Origin of the sequence: Paenibacillus sp. ICGEB2008, assembly GCF_000307675.1 — a bacterium.
GTDB classification, from domain to species: Bacteria; Bacillota; Bacilli; order Paenibacillales; family Paenibacillaceae; genus Paenibacillus; species Paenibacillus polymyxa.
The window spans coordinates 37,821-54,216 of the sequence record NZ_AMQU01000022.1; the positions used below are offsets into that span (position 1 = coordinate 37,821).

Annotated in this window: 14 protein-coding genes and 1 pseudogene; all 15 read left to right on the plus strand. The window is 45.8% G+C overall.

The annotated features are described in order from the left end of the window. Window positions 1–171: 171 nt before the first annotated feature. The 15 genes and pseudogenes from dprA (at window position 172) to C400_RS0119355 (ending at window position 16,380) form a co-directional block, all read left to right on the plus strand. A complete protein-coding gene (gene dprA, locus C400_RS0119285; protein ID WP_017427920.1) occupies window positions 172–1,290 on the plus strand; it encodes a DNA-processing protein DprA in 1,119 nt (372 codons plus the stop codon). Between the two features lie 215 nt (window positions 1,291–1,505). After that, window positions 1,506–3,609: pseudogene (topA, locus tag C400_RS0119290) on the plus strand (type I DNA topoisomerase). 27 nt (window positions 3,610–3,636) lie between these two features. Beyond that, window positions 3,637–4,977 carry an FADH(2)-oxidizing methylenetetrahydrofolate--tRNA-(uracil(54)-C(5))-methyltransferase TrmFO gene (trmFO, locus tag C400_RS0119295; RefSeq protein ID WP_017427921.1) on the plus strand — a complete coding sequence of 447 codons (1,341 nt, stop codon included), beginning with the start codon at window positions 3,637–3,639 and terminating at the stop codon, window positions 4,975–4,977. A 26-nt stretch (window positions 4,978–5,003) separates the two neighbouring features. Then, window positions 5,004–5,546, plus strand: coding sequence for an ATP-dependent protease subunit HslV (gene hslV / locus C400_RS0119300; protein ID WP_013370669.1), 543 nt, complete (start codon window positions 5,004–5,006; stop codon window positions 5,544–5,546). A gap of 36 nt (window positions 5,547–5,582) precedes the next feature. Beyond that, window positions 5,583–6,983 (plus strand): ATP-dependent protease ATPase subunit HslU, encoded by a 1,401-nt coding sequence (gene hslU, locus C400_RS0119305; RefSeq protein WP_017427922.1) that lies wholly within the window; start codon window positions 5,583–5,585, stop codon window positions 6,981–6,983. A gap of 407 nt (window positions 6,984–7,390) precedes the next feature. Beyond that, window positions 7,391–7,798: a flagellar basal body rod protein FlgB gene (gene flgB, locus C400_RS0119310; protein WP_017427923.1), complete on the plus strand. Its 408-nt coding sequence runs from the start codon at window positions 7,391–7,393 to the stop codon at window positions 7,796–7,798. Window positions 7,799–7,804: 6 nt separating this feature from the next. After that, window positions 7,805–8,257, plus strand: a complete 453-nt coding sequence (flgC, locus tag C400_RS0119315; protein ID WP_017427924.1) for a flagellar basal body rod protein FlgC — start codon at window positions 7,805–7,807, stop codon at window positions 8,255–8,257. A gap of 39 nt (window positions 8,258–8,296) precedes the next feature. Beyond that, window positions 8,297–8,611, plus strand: a complete 315-nt coding sequence (fliE, locus tag C400_RS0119320; RefSeq protein ID WP_007430020.1) for a flagellar hook-basal body complex protein FliE — start codon at window positions 8,297–8,299, stop codon at window positions 8,609–8,611. A 37-nt stretch (window positions 8,612–8,648) separates the two neighbouring features. Continuing rightward, a complete protein-coding gene (gene fliF / locus C400_RS0119325; protein WP_013370673.1) occupies window positions 8,649–10,232 on the plus strand; it encodes a flagellar basal-body MS-ring/collar protein FliF in 1,584 nt (527 codons plus the stop codon). A gap of 11 nt (window positions 10,233–10,243) precedes the next feature. Then, window positions 10,244–11,260, plus strand: coding sequence for a flagellar motor switch protein FliG (gene fliG / locus C400_RS0119330; protein WP_013370674.1), 1,017 nt, complete (start codon window positions 10,244–10,246; stop codon window positions 11,258–11,260). After that, window positions 11,253–12,089 (plus strand): FliH/SctL family protein, encoded by an 837-nt coding sequence (locus tag C400_RS0119335; RefSeq protein ID WP_013370675.1) that lies wholly within the window; start codon window positions 11,253–11,255, stop codon window positions 12,087–12,089. The genes fliG and C400_RS0119335 overlap by 8 nt, the downstream gene beginning before the upstream one ends. Next, on the plus strand, window positions 12,076–13,395 hold the full coding sequence (fliI, locus tag C400_RS0119340) for a flagellar protein export ATPase FliI (protein WP_016820950.1): 1,320 nt from the start codon (window positions 12,076–12,078) through the stop codon (window positions 13,393–13,395). Before C400_RS0119335 ends, fliI begins: the two co-directional genes overlap by 14 nt. Window positions 13,396–13,405: 10 nt before the next feature. Then, on the plus strand, window positions 13,406–13,849 hold the full coding sequence (fliJ, locus tag C400_RS0119345; protein ID WP_013370677.1) for a flagellar export protein FliJ: 444 nt from the start codon (window positions 13,406–13,408) through the stop codon (window positions 13,847–13,849). Between the two features lie 47 nt (window positions 13,850–13,896). Continuing rightward, window positions 13,897–14,898: a magnesium transporter MgtE N-terminal domain-containing protein gene (locus C400_RS0119350; protein ID WP_017427925.1), complete on the plus strand. Its 1,002-nt coding sequence runs from the start codon at window positions 13,897–13,899 to the stop codon at window positions 14,896–14,898. A gap of 27 nt (window positions 14,899–14,925) precedes the next feature. After that, window positions 14,926–16,380, plus strand: coding sequence for a flagellar hook-length control protein FliK (locus C400_RS0119355; RefSeq protein WP_017427926.1), 1,455 nt, complete (start codon window positions 14,926–14,928; stop codon window positions 16,378–16,380). The last annotated feature ends 16 nt before the right edge of the window (window positions 16,381–16,396 follow it).

Consider the following 16,396-nt stretch of genomic DNA (forward strand, 5'->3'; position numbering starts at 1 on the left):
CTAGTGTATAATGAAAGAAAGGTAAGCAACCTTTTTATCTTCTGAAACAGGGGATGAAAAGGTTGCTTTTTTTGCGTTAAGACAGGCTTGTCAGGGAAACGCTTGCAAAATGATTCATTGTGCCACAAAATAAGGAAGGGTTCACTCTTCCATGAATGGGGGAACCACAGTTTGGAAGAAAGATGGCTTTTATTAGGTCTACATGAGTTAGAAGGAATCGGAAGAAGAACAATTCAGCGTATTTGGTCGAGTGATTATCGATTGCATGAGCTACTGCATTTTAGCGAACAAAAGTGGATTGAGATAGGCTTAAGTCCCAACCAGGCACGCATTGCGGCACAGTGTTACGATGAAGAATGGGTACATGAACGATATCAGCGAATTCAATCGAGTGATATTGGTATGGTAACTTATGTGGACGAAGATTACCCCCTATTAATGAAGGAAACAGTTGACCCACCTTGGGTAATGTATACAAAAGGGGATAAATCACTTTTGCACACATGCTCTGTAGCCATGGTAGGAACTCGCGTTCCTACTGCGTATGGTCGAAGAGCAGCGGAGATACTAACAGAGGAATTATGTAATGCAGGGATTACAGTGGTGAGTGGATTAGCGAGAGGAATTGATAGTATTTGCCATGAAACAGCCCTACGCCGGGGAGGCAACACGATTGGTGTGCTTGGAACAGCGATTGATCAAATTTATCCTCCCCAAAATGCCTCTTTGTTTGCAGAGATGGTTAGTAAAGGTCTGATCGTATCGGAGTATCCTCCAGGTACGAGGTCGCATCCCGGGATGTTTCCACAACGTAATCGCATTATTGCCGGTTTAACGAAGGGGACACTCGTTGTCGAAGCAGACGCTAGGAGCGGTTCCTTGATTACAGCGGATGCTGCGCTGGAGGCAAATCGAGATGTGTTTGCTGTTCCTGGGCCCATTACGTCACCGAAGAGTAGAGGCACGCTGAACTTGATTAAGCAAGGAGCCAAAACGGTCACTGAGGCTTCGGATATTATTGAGGAGTATGAAGCAGATTTGCGTACAATGCAGGTTTCTTCATACAATAGAGAACAGAGTCTTAATCTTAAGAAGATCTCCAAAGCATCAGAAAGTGAGACTTCTGAGGAAAATCGTGTGGTGGTGCTGCTGGAACAAGGAACCATGACACTGGATGAACTGCTTGATGCTACGGCATGGGATTTTGGACTTTTACACGCAGTTCTGTTATCGTTAATCATAAAAAAAAGGATCGCTCAGCTAGCGGGCACAAAATACAAGCTTATTTAGTAGTTGTTTTTGTCAAATCCTTAGTTAGTAAATGCGCAAAATTCAATTTTAAACATAGGTGGAGGGAAACATGGCGTTTATCCGCATCGCGGGTACCTACTCCTTCCCCACTTCCTGAAATGTGTTGAATTTATAGCTCGTACTAACGAACTATACTCACCACATTTCAGGAAGTCTATCATATTCATGTGTGTAATTGAGAGGAGGAAGAGCCTATGGCGGATTCACTCGTCATCGTGGAATCGCCTTCCAAGGCGAAGACGATCGGCAAATACTTAGGCAGCAAATATATCGTCAAGGCTTCCATGGGTCATATCAGGGATTTACCTAAGAGCCAGATCGGCGTAGAGGTCGAAAATGATTTTAATCCCAAATATATTACCATTCGAGGTAAAGGCTCCATTCTAAAAGAGTTAAAGGATGCCCGAAAAAAAAGTAAAAAAAGTATATCTGGCGGCTGACCCGGATCGCGAAGGTGAGGCTATTGCTTGGCATCTGGCGCATGCGCTGGAACTGGACGATACGGCGGATTGTCGTGTGGTGTTTAATGAAATTACGAAGCAGGCCGTCAAAGATGCTTTTAAAACCCCACGCAAGATCAATATGGATTTGGTCAATGCGCAGCAGGCACGACGGATATTGGATCGACTTGTCGGCTACAAAATTAGTCCATTGCTCTGGAAAAAGGTAAAAAAGGGTCTGTCAGCTGGGCGTGTACAGTCGGTTGCAGTGAAAATTATTTTGGACCGGGAAAACGAGATCAATGAGTTTGTACCGGAAGAATACTGGACGATAACAGCTAAACTAGCTATTAAGGACAGCACTTTTGAAGCGAAATTCCATAAGCTACGCGGCGAAAAGAAAGAGCTCTCTAGCGAAGCGGATGTACAAGAAGTGTTAGAAGCTATCGGAAAATCGTCTTACAAGGTGCGCGATGTGAAAGAGAAGGAGCGTTTACGCAATCCGTCTCCTCCATTCACAACAAGTTCCTTGCAGCAAGAGGCGGCTCGAAAGCTCAACTTCCGGGCATCTAAAACCATGTCTGTAGCGCAGCAGCTGTATGAAGGTGTGGATTTAGGTAAAGAAGGGACTGTGGGTCTGATTACGTATATGCGTACGGATTCCACACGGATCGCTACTTCGGCTCAAGAGGAAGCGAAAGAGGTCATTATTCAAAAATATGGCGAAGATTTTGTGCCTGAAAGTCCTCGTCAGTATTCAAAAAAATCGGCTAATGCTCAGGATGCGCATGAAGCGATTCGTCCAACCTCCGCCTTGCGTGATCCGGAAACCGTTAAGCCTTTTATGAGTAGAGACCAGTTCCGATTGTACAAACTGATATGGGAACGTTTTATGGCGAGTCAGATGGCTTCCGCTATTATGGATACTTTGTCCGTTGATATTGAAGCAGGCGAGACGATATTCCGGGCAGCCGGTTCGAAGGTTCGCTTTCCAGGCTTCATGAAAGTGTATGTGGAGGGGAATGACGACGGTAAAACCGAAGAAGATAAGCTGTTGCCGCCACTTCAGCCGGGCGATAAGCTGAAAAAGGAATCGGTTGAACCGAAGCAGCATTTTACACAACCGCCTCCTCGTTATACGGAAGCACGACTGGTGAAGACACTGGAGGAATTGGGTATAGGACGCCCGAGTACGTATGCACCGACCCTGGAAACCATTCAGAAGCGCGGTTACGTCGCTATTGAGGAAAAGAAGTTCTTCCCAACCGAGCTGGGAGAGTTGGTCATTGAGCAGATGGAAGAATTTTTTCCAGAGATTCTGAATGTAGAATTTACTGCGAATATGGAAGGTGATCTTGACCACGTCGAAGAGGGCGAAGGTGATTGGGTCAAGGTGTTGAGTGACTTTTATGAGTCATTCGAAAAGCGTCTGGAAGTGGCTGAAGAAGAAATGAAAGAAATTGAAATCAAGGATGAAGTATCCGACGTCATCTGTGACAAGTGTGGCAGTCAAATGGTATATAAGCTGGGTCGTTTTGGTAAATTCCTGGCTTGCTCTGCCTTCCCGGATTGCCGTAACACCAAGCCAATTGTCAAGGATATCGGGATGAATTGTCCTACATGCGGTGAGGGACATGTCGTCGAACGACGAAGTAAAAAAGGACGTGTCTTTTACGGATGTGACCGCTATCCAGAATGTGATTTTGTATCCTGGGATAAACCGTCCATTAAGCCTTGTCCAAGTTGCAGTGGCCTAATGGTCGAAAAACGTACTAAACAGGGGACGAAGCTCAACTGCACCGTCTGCGATCACAGCGAAATGCTGGAAGAGAGCGATGAGAGTGTAGAGACTTCTTAAGAACAAAGATAGCAGGGGGATTTAAAAGTGAGTGAACAACAAAAGGTAACGGTCATCGGAGCAGGTTTGGCGGGCAGCGAAGCTGCCTGGCAAATTGCAAGCCGTGGAGTGCCAGTTAAATTATATGAAATGAGACCGGTTGTAAAAACGCCCGCACATCATACAGATAAATTTGCCGAACTTGTATGTAGTAATTCCTTGCGCGCGAACGGTCTGACGAATGCAGTAGGCGTATTGAAGGAAGAAATGAGAATACTAAACTCTTTGGTTCTGAGTGCGGCAGATCTCCATGCTGTTCCAGCTGGTGGGGCATTGGCAGTGGATCGTGATGGATTTTCCGGTCATATTACAGATACGCTTCATCAACATCCTTTGATCGAAGTCGTTAATGAAGAACTTCAGGAACTCCCGCAGGACGGTATCGTGGTCGTTGCCACGGGACCATTAACTTCTCCAGCTTTGTCAGAACAGATCAAAACGCTGATGGGAGAGGAGTATTTTTATTTCTACGATGCGGCAGCTCCGATTGTAGAGAAGGACTCCATCGATATGAGCAAGGTCTATCTGGCTTCCCGTTATGATAAAGGAGAAGCAGCTTACTTAAATTGTCCGATGAACGAAGCGGAATTTGATGCTTTCTATGAGGCTTTGATTACTGCTGAGGTGGCACAAGTCAAGGAGTTCGAAAAAGAAATCTACTTCGAAGGCTGTATGCCTATCGAAGTGATGATGCAGCGCGGGAAACAAACGGCATTGTTCGGACCGATGAAACCTGTAGGTCTTGTAAATCCACATACAGGGGAACTACCCTATGCAGTTGTTCAGCTTCGACAAGACAACGCTGCAGGTACGCTATATAATCTGGTTGGTTTCCAGACTCACCTCAAATGGGGGGAGCAAAAGCGTGTGTTTTCAATGATTCCGGGACTCGAAGAGGCAGAGTTTGTACGTTACGGTGTGATGCATCGCAATACCTTTATTAATTCTCCACAACAGCTTCACCCAACTTATCAGTTCAAGGGAAGAAGTAATCTGTTCTTTGCCGGACAAATGACAGGTGTAGAGGGTTATGTGGAGTCGGCGGCCTCAGGTTTGCTGGCTGGTATAAATGCAGCACGAGCAGCACGTGGACAGGAAATGTTCGTATTTCCTGCGGAAACGACACTAGGCAGTATGGCACGATATATTACAACTGCTGACTTCAAACATTTCCAACCGATGAATGCAAACTTTGGTCTTCTTCCAAAGCTGGAGACACGCATTCGTAACAAAAAGGAAAAGAATGAAGCTCTCGCAAATCGCGCGTTGGAAAGTTTGCGCGGTTATATCAACCAAACGGGAGTTATGTCAACAGAAGTACAGGCATAAGGATGAAGGAAAAGGAGGAGCGCGTTATGGATATGTCCTTTCATGCTACCACCATCTGTGCTGTACGCCATAATGGCAAAGGAGCTATTGCGGGTGATGGGCAGGTAACGTTCGGCAACAGTGTTGTGATGAAGCAAACGGCTAAAAAAGTGCGCAGATTGTATCGTGGGCAGGTCGTTGCGGGATTTGCGGGTTCGGTGGCCGATGCTATCACATTGTTTGAAAAGTTTGAAAATAAGCTGGAGGAACATCACGGCAATCTTCAAAGGGCTGCTGTAGAACTGGCCAAAGACTGGCGGCAGGATCGTGTACTACGCAAGCTGGAAGCGCTGATGATTGTGATGGACTCATCCGGGATGCTGCTCATTTCTGGAGGCGGAGAAATTATTGAACCTGACGATGATGTGTTGGCCATTGGCTCAGGTGGTAATTTTGCATTGGCAGCTGCCCGTGCTTTCAAACGTCATGGCTCTGGTATGGAAGCAAAGGACATGGCACGGGAAGCGTTAGAGGTTGCTTCGGAAATATGTGTGTATACGAACAGTCAGATTATCGTGGAAGAATTGTAAGTCGGCTCTGAGTATTCAAGGGTGGAGGAGTGCAAAATGAATAATCAATCGTTGACGCCCAGACAAGTGGTATCCGAGCTGGATAAGTATATTGTCGGACAAAAGGAAGCTAAAAAATCAGTTGCTGTTGCCTTGCGCAACCGTTATCGGCGTAGTAAACTGCCGGATGATATTCGGGATGAAATTGTGCCTAAAAATATTTTGATGATCGGACCGACAGGTGTGGGTAAAACTGAAATTGCACGTAGACTTGCACGGCTCGTGGGAGCACCTTTTGTCAAGGTAGAGGCCACCAAATTTACAGAAGTGGGTTACGTCGGTCGTGATGTAGAATCCATGGTGCGGGATCTAATGGAAACCTCTATCCGTATCGTCAAGTCGGAACGAACAGAGAATGTGAAAGACAAAGCGGAGGACATGGCAAATGAACGGATTGTCAATATCCTTGTACCTGCAGAAAAGTCAAATAAATCGCAACGTAATCCTTTTGAAATGCTTTTTGGCAATAACACAGGGACTTCGGTAGAAGAAGAACCACCACAACAGGACGGAACCTTAGCAGAGAAGCGACGCAAGGTTAAATTTGATCTGTTGTCCGGTAAGCTTGAGGATGATGTCATAGAGATTGATGTGGAGGATACCGCACCCAATATGCTCGATATGTTTGCTGGGCAAGGGAATGAACAAATGGGTATGAATATGCAGGAGATGTTCGGAAGTTTCCTTCCTAAGCGGACGAAGAAGCGCAAGCTACCAATCAAGGAAGCTCGCAAGGTACTGATTCAAGATGAAGCAGCCAAGTTGATCGATATGGATGATGTGATTCAGGAGTCTGTGAAGCGTGCTGAGCAATCCGGTATTATTTTTATTGATGAAATAGATAAGATTGCCAGCCAAGGCAAGGGGAGTGGCCCTGATGTGTCGAGAGAAGGAGTCCAGCGCGATATTTTACCTATTGTCGAGGGCTCTACCATTATGACCAAATACGGCCCGGTAAGAACAGACTACATTCTGTTTATTGCTGCTGGAGCTTTTCATGTGGCTAAACCATCAGACCTGATCCCAGAGCTTCAAGGTCGTTTTCCAATCCGTGTGGAGCTAAGCAGTCTGACCTTGGATGAGTTTGTGTCGATATTGACGGAGCCTAAAAATGCGCTGACCAAGCAATACACTGAACTGCTCCGCACCGAGGAAATAGAAGTCGAATTTTCTGCGGAAGCGATTCGTGAGATCGCTAGTATTGCCGAGTCCGTTAATCGCAACACCGAAAATATCGGCGCACGGCGTTTGCATACCATCTTAGAGAAGCTACTGGAGGATCTGTCATTTGAAGCCCCGGAGCTTACATTGGATCGTATGATCATTACCCCGGAATATGTGCGTGAGAAGCTGGGAGATATTGCCCAAAACAGGGACCTTAGTCAGTATATTTTATGAACAGGGTGTCTAAAAATAGGGTGTGTGGTCCAGAATAACACTATCTTGCACCGTCGTTTAGTCCTAGACACAGGTTAAGTTGATGATTTTTCTGTCTATTCCAAAAGTAGGACGTATAATCTTTTACAGGTGTAAAGTGCTAAGAAAACATTCATTTTCTTGAAAAAAACCTGAAAAATTTAACATTTTATGCATCTAAAGCCCTCTTTTTTAAAAAAGATAGGGCTTTTTTCTTATTGTAATTAGGTCCCAACTCTACGAAACTTAGAATATATGACAGAAAGTTAAGATTTTCTACTTAAGACCTAAAAGAAATGTATAATTATGAAATTTTATTGTCGAAAAAAAGTGAAAAATCTTGTTTTATTGAATCTTACTTTGGAGTAGACGCTGGAGGGAGGAGCTAAATGAATCTGCTGGGTGATATAAGCTTTCAAAAGCTTCAGGCAGGTGTACAGGCGGCCAATACGAGACAACGTGTGATGGCCGATAATATTTCCAATGCGGATACCCCGTATTTTAAGCGTTCGGAGGTTTCATTTGAAGAACTGCTTCAACAGCAAATGGACGGTGATGTCACGCCACTGCGTGGAAAAGTAACCAATTCAAGACATTTTCAAATAGGACCTGTGAACTCCATTCCTGATGCCACGGTCACCAAAGATGGGTACTCAGTCATGAATAACAACATGAACAACGTAGATATAGACAGAGAAATGAGTCTTATGGCTGAAAATCAACTAAGATATAATACCTACATCCAAGAAATTAATGAGCGCATCAAAATGATGAGAACAGCGGTAGAAGGGAGATAGGACGAGGTGAAGATTAACAACGGCTTTGATATTAGTGCATCTGCTCTTACGGCCCAACGGTTGCGGATGGACGTTATATCGAGCAACATTGCCAACGCAGAGACAACTCGGGCGAAGGTGGAGAATGGACAAGCAATTCCATATCGAAGAAAAACGGTTGTTTTGGAGCCGAACCAATCTGGCTTTGCCGATGTTTTGAAGGCTCAAATGGAAGGAAATAGTACAAGCGCCGCTGGCGTTAAAGTTTCGCAAATTCAGGAAGATCAGTCACCTTTGAAGCCAGTGTACAATCCGGGTCATCCGGACGCTGATAAAGATGGCTATGTATATATGCCTAATGTAGACATAATGAAAGAAATGGTCGACATGATTTCCGCAACACGCTCATACGAAGCCAATGTAACAGCTCTGAATGCTTCAAAGGCGATGGTTTCCAAAGCGCTTGAAATCGGTCGCTAAGTTCCAGGACTACTAACTACTTAATAGGGAGAGTAAAACATGATTCAGAACGCCATGTTTAACGTACAGACACCGGTAATACAGCAGATTCAATCGCCTAACAATGAGTTGACGAAAGCGACGCCTTCCGAATCCTTGAAGGATTTTGGCTCCTTCCTAAAGGATGCTCTTAATGAAGTAGGGCAGCAGGAAGCCGCTACACACCAGATGTCCGACCAATTCATGGCAGGCAAAGTTGATGTAGATCAGGTCATGATCACTTCACAACAAGCGCTGCTTTCCCTGCAGCTTACTACACAGGTCCGAAACAAAGCGATCGAAGCCTATCAGGAGATCATGCGTACACAGATGTAAAGTGAGGGTTTAGCAAAGTTTCGGATGGGGTGACGGAGTGAACGAGAGAATCGCCCAATACCGGGATAAGATTTCCGGGTATTGGAATAATTTCAGCAAAAAACAGAAGATATTACTTGTTTCGACATTAGCATTCATCATTATCGCCATTGTAGTGCTAACGATGCAGTTTACCAAAACTGAGTATGAAGTGGCCTTCCAGGATCTTAATGCAAATGATGCCGCTGGGGTCATTAAATATCTCGATTCTGCGGGTATACCATATCAGCTTAATGCTGGGGGGACACAAATTTCAGTCCCAACCGCAAATGCAGATAAGGCGAAGGTAGATGTTGGGTCTCAAGGCCTGATACAGAAAGGGTCAATCGGCATGAGCGCCTTTGACCAGTCCTCCTCGGCCATAGGTATGACGGAGAACGAGTTCAATGTGAAGTACAATAACGCATTGAACGGCGAAGTACAGCAACTGTTGGAACGGATGGATGGTGTCCAAAGCTCCAAGGCTGTCATTAATATGCCAAAGGAAAATATCTTTGCCGGACTTGAAGAAAAGGACAAAGCATCTGCTTCGGTTCAAATGGAATTTGAACCTGGCTTTACTCCCAATCAACAAGCGATCGACGGATATTTTAACCTGGTAAAAACGGCTGTACCGAATTTGCCAGTAGAAAATATTACGATCACGAACAAGGAATATGAGTTGATTCCAACGGCCAAGGGCGGCCAAGGCGGACTCACGAGTGGTGTTCAGGAAAACATGGCTCTACAGAAGAAGTTTGAGAGCGATGTAAGGAATAATGTTCAACAATTTTTGTCGAAAATTGTTGGAGACGACAAGGTAAACGTGCTCGTTATGTCCCAACTAAATTTCGACAAAGTAACATCAAAGGAACAAATGGTCACACCTGTTGACCAAACGAAAATGAAGGGTATTGAAATCAGTGCCCAACAAATTCAGGAAAGTTATACGGGCAGTAGTGGACAGACCGGAGGAGTTGCAGGGACAGGAACGCAGGATGTCCCGGGTTACCCTGGAGGAGCCAATTCGGGCAATACCAGCTCGGATAAGAGCTCAAGTACGATTAACTATGAAGTTAACCGAATTGCAAGGGATATTATCCAAAGTCCGTACACTGTAAAAGATTTAACCATTAATGTAGCAGTTGAACCACCAACAGGTCAGCAAACGTTGGATACTGCAACTCAGACAGCAATTCAAAATATTTTGGTTAATATTGTAAGAGCGTCGCTGGCGAATTCCGGTACTACTTTTACAGACGCTGATTTGGCTAAAAAGGTTTCAGTGTTCTCGCAAGCTGCTCCGGCGCCTACGAGTACCAATACATTCTTCTCAGCTTCCAACCCGTGGATGTGGGGCATCGGAGCTGCAGTTCTGGCACTGTTGGCGGGTGTAATCTTCTTCATCGTACGCAGTCGTCGTAATCAGGAAGAAGAGTTGGATGAAGAATTGCAACTCATGCCAACGCCGACGGAATTCCCGTCCATTACCATGGAAAGTGTGACAAATGAAAGTCAAGTGCGTAAACAGCTTGAAAGTCTGGCGAAAAAGAAACCCGACGAATTCGTCAATCTGCTTCGTACATGGCTGGCTGACGAATAGAGGTGAGTTCATTGGCAAAGGCAAGCAGTCAAGGTTTAACGGGAAGACAGAAAGCAGCTATTCTTTTGATCACAATGGGGCCAGAAGTATCTGCTCAAATATTCAAGCATTTGCGAGATGAAGAGATCGAGCAACTTACATTGGAAATTGCCAATGTACGGAAGGTCGATGCCATTGAAAAAGACTCCATTATGGCCGAGTTTCATCAAATTTGTCTGGCTCAGGAGTACATTTCTCAAGGCGGTATTAATTACGCTAAAGAAATATTGGAAAAAGCGCTTGGATCGCAAAAAGCAGTTGAGGTTATTAACCGTTTGACAGCGACATTACAGGTGAGACCTTTCGATTTTGCTCGTAAGGCTGATCCGAACCAAATATTGAATTTTATACAAAATGAGAATCCGCAAACCATTGCTCTCGTGCTTTCATACTTGCAGTTTGAGCAAGCGGCGGCAATTCTATCGTCCTTACCACAGGAAAAGCAGGCAGATGTGGCCCGGCGTGTTGCTGTCATGGACAGTACATCTCCGGAAGTCATCTCTCAAGTGGAGAGAGTATTGGAGCAAAAGCTCTCGGCAACTGCGACGCAGGATTACACGAATGCAGGCGGTATCGAGTCTATCGTTCAGATTTTGAATGGCGTAGACCGCGGAACCGAGCGTACAATTCTGGACTCGCTTGAAATTCAAGACCCTGAACTGGCAGAGGAAATCAAGAAAAGAATGTTCGTATTCGAGGATATCGTCAATGTGGACAACCGGTCCATTCAACGTATTATCCGCGATATCGACAATGCAGACTTGCAATTGGCGCTTAAAGTGTCCAGTGAAGAAGTACGCGATGTGATTTTCCGAAATATGTCGAAACGTATGGCAGAAACCTTCAAAGAGGAAATGGAGTACATGGGACCGGTGCGGCTGCGTGATGTGGAAGAAGCACAAACACGTATCGTTTCAACGATCCGCAGATTGGAAGAGGCCGGTGAGATTATAATCGCACGCGGCGGAGGAGATGACATCATTGTCTAACTTGATTAAATCTTTCCAATATGTGCCTGTAGAGGCTTTGAAAACGATTGATGTGGCACATACGTACGTGCCAGAAACGACGGATGAAGAAATCACAACTGAATATACGGAGCCAGAGCCTCAGCGAGATTATGAGGCAGAACGGCTCCGAGATGAAATGTTGAATGATGCTAAGGACTTTGCTGAACGTCAGGTACGCGAGGCGGCTGAAGAAGCGGAACGAATGCTTCAGGAAGCACAGCAGCAGATTGAAGATTGGTGGCAGGAACGACGCGAGCATGACGATCAGTTGATTCAGTCGATAAAAGCAGATGGATTTCAACAAGGATATGAAGAAGGCCAGAAGCTGGCTGAGGCTGAGCTTCAGACGAAATCGGAGCAGATGATGGAAGAAGCACAAGATATTCTGCGTCAGGCCTATGAGATTAAGGAACAACTGATTCAGGAAGCAGAGCCTTTTTTGGTTGAACTGAGTAGTGCGATTGCCGAGAAGGTCATTGAAAAACAGCTTAGTCTTGAACCGGAATATACAATTGAGTTAATTCGCAAAAATTTGGCTCGTAAGCGAGAAAAAGGAATCATTACATTGTGTGTGTCGCCTCAGCATTTCGCATTTGTGCAAGGTGCGCGGGAAGAATTGTCATTAACTGTCGATTCGCAGGCAGAACTGCAAATTATTCCGGATGGTACCGTAAAGGATCGCGGTTGCGTCATCCGTTCTTCCTTTGGAAGCGTGGACGCCCGGATCGATACGCAATTAGCTGAGATTAAAAAGGAACTACTGCGTCTGGCACATGAAAATGAGGAGCGAAGACATGAAGGGGCTTAATGCGCAGCGCTACATGGATCATTTGCGACAGCTGGACCCCGTTCGGGTGAATGGCAAGGTTACACAGGTTATCGGCTTGATGGTTGAATCGGAAGGTCCGGACGCGAGTATCGGGGATGTTTGTTATATTTATCCAGGCAAAGCGGCAAAGCCATTGCAGGCAGAGGTTGTTGGCTTCAGAGACAATAAAGTGCTTCTGATGCCACTTGGAGAACTACAATCCATTGGTCCTGGTTGTGATGTCGTAGGAACAGGGAAGCCGCTGAATGTGCAGGTTGGTTCGGAGCTGTTAGGCAAAGTGCTGGATGGTTTGGGTCAGCCTTTGGACGGATCACTGATTCCCTCGAGAATGGCGAGATATTCAACCTTCAATATACCGTCCAATCCGCTGAATCGTCCACGTGTGCAGGAACCCATTAGTATCGGAGTACGTGCAATTGACGGGTTGCTTACGATTGGCAAAGGACAACGGGTTGGTATTTTTGCGGGTTCGGGTGTAGGTAAGAGTACTTTGATGGGTATGATTGCCCGTAATACGGAAGCAGATGTGAACGTAATTGCCTTGATCGGAGAACGTGGACGCGAGGTGCTGGACTTTATTGAACGGGATTTGGGTCCTGAGGGACTAGAACGCTCTGTAGTCATTGTGGCCACTTCCGACCAACCTGCGTTGATCCGCATTAAGGGTGCACTTATTGCAACGACGATAGCGGAATATTTTCGGGATCGCGGGTTGAATGTCATGTTAATGATGGATTCAGTTACCCGATATGCGATGGCCCAGCGTGAAGTCGGTCTAGCGGTGGGTGAGCCACCAGCAATGAGAGGATACACTCCATCTGTGTTTGCTAGTCTGCCTAAGCTTCTGGAACGCGCAGGGACAGGTCCTACTGGCTCCATAACCGCTTTTTATACAGTGCTGGTTGATGGTGACGACATGAACGAACCCATCGCGGATGCGGTGCGCGGGATATTGGATGGACACATTGTCTTGAACCGCGGGATTGCGAACAAAGGACATTTTCCCGCAATTGATGTTTTAGCAAGTATTAGCCGGGTCATGAAGGACATTGCACCACGAGATCAAATAGACGCTGCCGAAAACATTAAGCGCTTGATGGCCATTTACAAAGATTCAGAGGACCTGATTAACATTGGGGCTTATCAACAGGGTTCGAATGCAGAAATTGACGAATCTATGGAGCGCATACGGGATATATGGGATTTTACAAGACAAAGAACCGATGAAAAGGCTGAGCTGGACGAAGTACGAGAACGTTTGATTTCTGAATTTACGAGGAGATGAAGGTTGAACGATGAGATTTCAGTATTCCTTTCAAAAAGTTGTAGACTTGAAAACGAACGAAAAGTCACAGGCCGAATGGCTGCTTTCCAGTGCTGTTGGACAATTGCAGGTTGAGGAGCAGACATTAACACAGCTTATAGGCGAAAGGAATCGGGTCATATCAGCCATTCAAAAGGCTGCCGAAGATTGCGCGCCACTCTCTAGCATTCAGGAATTACAAGCTTATGTCAATCATCTGGACCAATGTATTACACGCAAGCATAGGGATGTTCAATATGCGCAGCAAAATGTGCAAAGCAAACAAACCGTTTTGACCGATAAAATGCTGGATGAACAAGTTTGGCTGAAAGCAAGAGAGAAGGCCAACGTGAAATTCCAACAGGAAATGCTCCTGCGCGAGCAGAATGAGCTGGATGAAATGGCTTCCGTGCGATTTGCCATGAAAGCCCGGTAAGCGGAACGTCATAGGATACGCATATCAGCTGCCTGAGGAGGAAGACGATGGCACAGAAGTTAGCAGAAAATGAACTGGATATGGATTTAGGGAAGGAATCAGGCGGGGGATTTGAACGGTTTATGTTTTTCCTGATTCCGATTGTCTTCACAATTGTTCTGGTCGGGGTCTTGCTCACACTGTTCAATATGGACTTCAGAAGCGAAATGATCTCATTAGGGAACAAAATACCAATTGTTAAAAATTGGATTCCTGAACCGAAGGATAAGGCAACCCAGACAAAAGAGGCAGATCAGAAGGCACAGTCTGAAAGCTCTGAAGCAACCATTCAGCAGTTAAAAGCGGATTTAGCCAAGCAGACGGAAGAACTCAAAAAGGCTACGGCTGCTAAAACGACACAAGATAAAAAGGTTACTGAACTTCAAAATCAGGTCAATACACTGCAAACGCAACAGGAACAACAGTCGCAGACGGGTCAACAGGGACAGGTCGGGCAGCAGGGACAAGCAGGTACGCAAACTACAGACGGAACAACAAGTGAAGATCCTTATGTAAAACAGACCAGAGAACTTGCCAGCATGTATGAAGGAATGACGGCAAGTAAAGCTGCACCGATCATGGAGAATCTGACTACGGAAGAGACCGTGCAGCTGTTAAGTTATATGGACCCTGCCAATAGTGCGAAGATTTTGCAAAAGATGGACGCTAAAAAAGCAGCGGATATTACGATGGCTCTGAAAAACGTAACGCCATCTACGGATTTATCGGTAGCGGCGTTGCAGTCCCGTTTGAAAAAGGATCAGGGTAGTACAGCTGGAACGACGAGTAAAAGTCTGCAAAGTACTCAAATCAGCAGCACATTTGCTTCCATGGACAAGAAAAGTGGTGCCGAACTTATTTTACAAACTTACAAAATCAGTCCAGATAAGGCATTAAACATATTAAATACAGTAGATGATTCGACACGTGCTTCTTTACTGCAAAATATGTCTGCGAAGGATGCAGGTCAGACCGCGAAAATTTTGAATAAGCTGATGGGCAGTAAGTAATTTAAATTGAAGGGAGGTGAAAAATATATGACCCTTATTTCTCAAAGTGTATCTCTTAGCTCTAGTCCAACAGCTAGCAGTACGACAGCGTCAGCAACAAGTACAACCACGGCTGCTGGAGCAACCACGGGCGCCTTTAATCAAACACTAACGCAAATGATGACAGGTGGGCAAACAGGCTCAGCTGGAACAGATGCGAATGGTTCTCCATTAGTTATGGTACTACCGCTTATTGCAAACGGAGAATCTGCGGAAGCTCCAACCGAGCCGCTTGTTGAAACATTGGCTCCTTTGCTGCAAAATCTCGAAAAGTTGGATGATCAGGTAGTTGCCGATCCTGCGCTGCTTGCAGCTTTACAATCATGGATTCAGCAAGTACAACAGTTTTTGCAAGGCAATGGAACCAATCAACAGGCAGACGGCGGGGAAACGGCAGAGGCTGCAGGCTTAACGGCCTTGGCAGCTAATCCGGCAACTCTTCGGTTTGCATTGCAGGACGCTTTGTCACAACTTGCCAATGTAGCAGAGCAGGCTTCGGGCGACCAAAAGGCTAAGGTGACACAGTTACTACAATCGCTTCAAAGCGCAACAGCTGGGACTGGAGCTATTTCCGATGAGCAGTGGAATGGAGTATTGAAAGCTGTGGAACTTGCTGATATTGGAGATTCACAAGTGGTTCAGCCTTCTGCACAACGGGCAAATGGTACTCAGACATTAACTGCGGCATCTACAAACAAACAGGTTGCTCCTCAGCAGCAAGCAAGTCAGGGTGAAACTAGCCAGCAAGGCTCAGAAGGACAACGTTCATCAACGAATCTCCTCGTTCAGTCCGCAGTTAAAACGACTGTAACGGATGAAGCGGGTACATTCGTAGATGCAGCTGAGCAAGCGGATCCGTCGGCAACTGATAATCAGACTCCGGTGATAACGACTGCGGGGCAGCTTTCGGTACAAACGCAGGGAACAACACCTTCGGCTCCGGCTCAACCAGTCGTACATGTACGACAATTTGCCAAGGAGATGACTGAGTTTGTAGTGCAGAAACTTGATATTGTAAAGCACACTGGTTTGACAGAAGCGACCATCATGCTTCGTCCAGATCATCTGGGCCAGCTGGAGGTTAAGCTGACGATGCAAAACGGCCATCTGGTTGCCCAGTTTATGACTGAGCATAGCGGGGCGAAGGATCTGCTGGAGCAGCAAATGTCTCAGTTGCGTACGAGTCTTCAGAGTCAAGGTATTCAAGTGGATAAAGTAGAAGTAACGCACAATGAGTCGCTATCCTCCCATATGTATCAGGATGGACGCGGTTCTGGAGCTAATCAGCAGCAGCAATCTAACCAACGTTCTAAAGCTCGAGGTAGAGAAGAGAGCGAGGATGCTTTGAAGGTAGCTGAAATGACAGAAGAGCTTCGTAACTGGACAGCAGAACAACGCGCAGATGACATGAATCGGACAGGCTCCTTTACAGCACAAGCGTAATGATGGAGGTGAGAAC

Excerpts from the sequence above, each read along its gene's own strand:
- C400_RS0119350 (WP_017427925.1), top strand. The coding sequence starts at position 13,897 with ATGGCACAGAAGTTAGCAGAAAATGAACTGGATATGGATTTAGGGAAG.
- fliE (WP_007430020.1), top strand. The coding sequence starts at position 8,297 with ATGATTCAGAACGCCATGTTTAACGTACAGACACCGGTAATACAGCAG.
- flgB (WP_017427923.1), top strand. The coding sequence starts at position 7,391 with ATGAATCTGCTGGGTGATATAAGCTTTCAAAAGCTTCAGGCAGGTGTA.
- fliI (WP_016820950.1), top strand. The coding sequence starts at position 12,076 with ATGAAGGGGCTTAATGCGCAGCGCTACATGGATCATTTGCGACAGCTG.
- C400_RS0119355 (WP_017427926.1), top strand. The coding sequence starts at position 14,926 with ATGACCCTTATTTCTCAAAGTGTATCTCTTAGCTCTAGTCCAACAGCT.
- fliJ (WP_013370677.1), top strand. The coding sequence starts at position 13,406 with ATGAGATTTCAGTATTCCTTTCAAAAAGTTGTAGACTTGAAAACGAAC.
- hslV (WP_013370669.1), top strand. The coding sequence starts at position 5,004 with ATGGATATGTCCTTTCATGCTACCACCATCTGTGCTGTACGCCATAAT.
- hslU (WP_017427922.1), top strand. The coding sequence starts at position 5,583 with ATGAATAATCAATCGTTGACGCCCAGACAAGTGGTATCCGAGCTGGAT.